This is a genomic window from Frankia canadensis (genome assembly GCF_900197875.1).
Classification (GTDB): domain Bacteria; phylum Actinomycetota; class Actinomycetes; order Frankiales; family Frankiaceae; genus Frankia; species Frankia canadensis.
The window spans coordinates 1-2,572 of record NZ_FZMO01000356.1 but is presented as its reverse complement, the minus strand read 5'-3'; the positions used below and the strand labels follow the sequence as shown (position 1 = coordinate 2,572).

3 protein-coding genes are annotated in these 2,572 nt (G+C 72.9%); all 3 read right to left on the bottom strand.

The features are described 5' to 3' along the window. A partial coding sequence (locus C1A33_RS23510; protein ID WP_133150803.1) for a J domain-containing protein occupies positions 1–268 on the bottom strand: 268 nt, incomplete at its 3' end. Positions 269–351: 83 nt separating this feature from the next. Further along, on the bottom strand, positions 352–1,182 hold the full coding sequence (locus C1A33_RS23505; protein ID WP_101833523.1) for an ABC transporter: 831 nt from the start codon (positions 1,180–1,182) through the stop codon (positions 352–354). Then, complete coding sequence (locus tag C1A33_RS23500) at positions 1,179–2,177, bottom strand: ABC transporter ATP-binding protein (protein WP_101833522.1); 999 nt, start codon at positions 2,175–2,177, stop codon at positions 1,179–1,181. Before C1A33_RS23500 ends, C1A33_RS23505 begins: the two co-directional genes overlap by 4 nt. Positions 2,178–2,572: the final 395 nt, after the last annotated feature.

Here is a 2,572-nt window from a genome sequence, read left to right as displayed (position 1 = left end):
GAATCGAGCCGATGGGGTGGGCGACGCGGGTGTGGCGGGCGTCGTAGACGTCGCGCCACCGGGCGAGCAGCTCGTGGGAGACGGTGAGCAGCTGCATGGTGCGGGCGGCCTCCGGCCCACGGGCCGCGGGGTTGTCGGGATGGTGGGCTCGAGCCCTGGTCCGGTAGGCCCGGCGGATCTCGGCGCGGTCGGCGAGACGGCCCACGCCGAGGACCGCGTAGGGGTCGGATCCGCCGAGCTCCCGAACCAGCCGCTCGTACGGGCTCACCGGGCGATGCGTCCGAGCGCAGGCATGGCATCTCCTATCGTCGTCGTCCGCACACGCTAGGTGTCAATTGTAGTCAGGTTCTCTCAAACGGTGACGTCTCGGCGTGTCAGCGTGATTGTCCCGAGGGTGGCCGCGCCGACGGCGTACGCGGCGCCCACGAGCAGCGCCGTCACGTAGCTCGCGTCGGCGACACCACCCTGGCTGACCGCGTCGAACGCCAGCCCGGGGAACACCCTGGAGGCGCCGCTCCAGGAGTTCTGGATGATGTGCTCGATCGGGAACATCCAGGCCACGCCGATGGACAGGGCCAGCGCGGTCGAACGCAGCACGAGCCCGAGCACCGTTCCCGCCACGGCGAAGAACGTCGCCGCGAGTAGCACGTTCAGGTAGCCGGAGGCGAGTGCCCGCGCGCCGTCGGCGCTCCACCAGGCGGACGTGTCGATGCCGCGCACGCCCGCTACGGCGACGGCCACGGCGACGCTGAGCACCAGCGCGGCGAGGAGGGCGAGCGCGACGAGTGTCAGTGTCACCGCGACCCGCCCGGCGAACCAGCCGCGTCGGCCCGGCTCGCGCAGGAACAGCGTCCGCAGCGTCCCCTGGCCGTACTCCAGGGTGATGGCGATCGCGCAGACGAGGAAGATCAGCAGGCCGACGAAGGTGGCTCCGCCCGTGAAGCCGCGGGCGATCCCGGTGGCGCCCGCCAGCTGCTGGGTCGTCACATCGAAGCCACCCGGCCCGTTGCCGTCGCCGGGTCGCGGCCCGCCTGGGCTGGCCGGATCGGCGAGACTGACGACCAGCACGGTGGACAGCACGCTGAGCGCGGCGAGCAGGCCCATCGCCACCGCCGTGCTGGGCCGCCACAGTTTGATGAGCTCGGCGCGGAAGGACCGCCGGGCCGCGAGGACGACGTTCATCGAGTGAGCTCCATCTCCGGGGCGCGGGACTGGGTGACCAGCCCCTGGTAGCGGTCCTCCAGGCTGTGCCGGCGAGGGGACATCTCGATGAGGGTGATGCCGCGCGACGCCGCGGCCCGGTTCACGGCGGCGAGCGCGCGGGCGTACTCGCGGGCGCCGTCCGAGCCGGGAGTGGTGAGGGTGGCGACGACCTCCGCCGGCCCGCGCGTGGCGGGGACGGAGAGACCGGCGAGCAGGTCGGCGAGCGGGGCGACGTCCTCCTCGTGCTCCGGGCGCAGCACGACCTCGGTGGACGTGCTGGCCATCAGCCGGTCTGTCGGGCCCTGATAGGCCAACCGGCCGCCCTCGACGACGATCAGCCAGTCGCACATCTGCTCCACCTCGGCGAGCAGATGCGACGAGACGAGCACGGTGCGGCCATCGCGCGCGGTCAGCGAGCGGATGAGCGTGCGCATCTCGCGGATGCCGATCGGGTCCAGGCCGTTCGTCGGCTCGTCGAGGATGAGCAGGTCCGGGTCGGTGAGCAGGGCCGCGCCGATGGCCAGGCGCTGCTTCATCCCGAGGGAGTAGGAGCGGACCTGGTCGCCGCCGCGCCCGGCGAGCCCGACCTGGTCGAGGATCGCCGCGACCCGCGCGGGCGCCTCGGCCCGGCCGAGGCCGGCGAGCGCGGCGAGCGCGGCGAGGTTGCGGGTGCCGGACAGCGTGGGGTAGAGCGCCGGGCTCTCGATCAGCGCGCCGACCCGCGGCAGGTAGGCGGCCGGGGCGCGCAGCGGCTGACCGAGCACGGTGCCCTCGCCCTCGGTGGGGCGCACGAGGCCCAGCAGCATCCGCAGGGTCGTGGTCTTGCCGGCGCCGTTGGGCCCGACGAAGCCGGCGACGACCCCCTCGGGGATGGTGACGTCCAGACCGCTGACCACGGTCCGCCGCCCGTACCGCTTGGTCAGGCCGCGGACGTCGATGGCGCCCCGGCCCGGGGGATGGGTGGTTGTTGTCATGGCACTGAGCGTCCCGGCAGACCGCGTTCGCGTCGTCCGCCGACGGGCGACACCGGTGTACGCAAACGGACGCAGCCGGGGGCGAGGGCTGTCGTCGACGTCCTCCCCCGTGTGAACTGAACGCGGGGGATTCCAACTTCTACACATCCACCGGGGGAGGCGCGGAATGTCGAGGTTCGCGGTTTCACGGGCACGGCCAGCGCCGTGCCTCCCCGCGCGGTCACGGCCCGTCCGGCGATGACCATGGCACGGGGAGGACCCGCGCCCTAGGCCGTTCGCGGCCGGCGGTCGGTGACAGCGTTCTGACACTGTCACGGCGTTCTCTGCCAGAAACCTAGGGACAAACCGGACACGACACACCAGGAAACTGGCATCACGCCGCCTTCCCCGGCGGC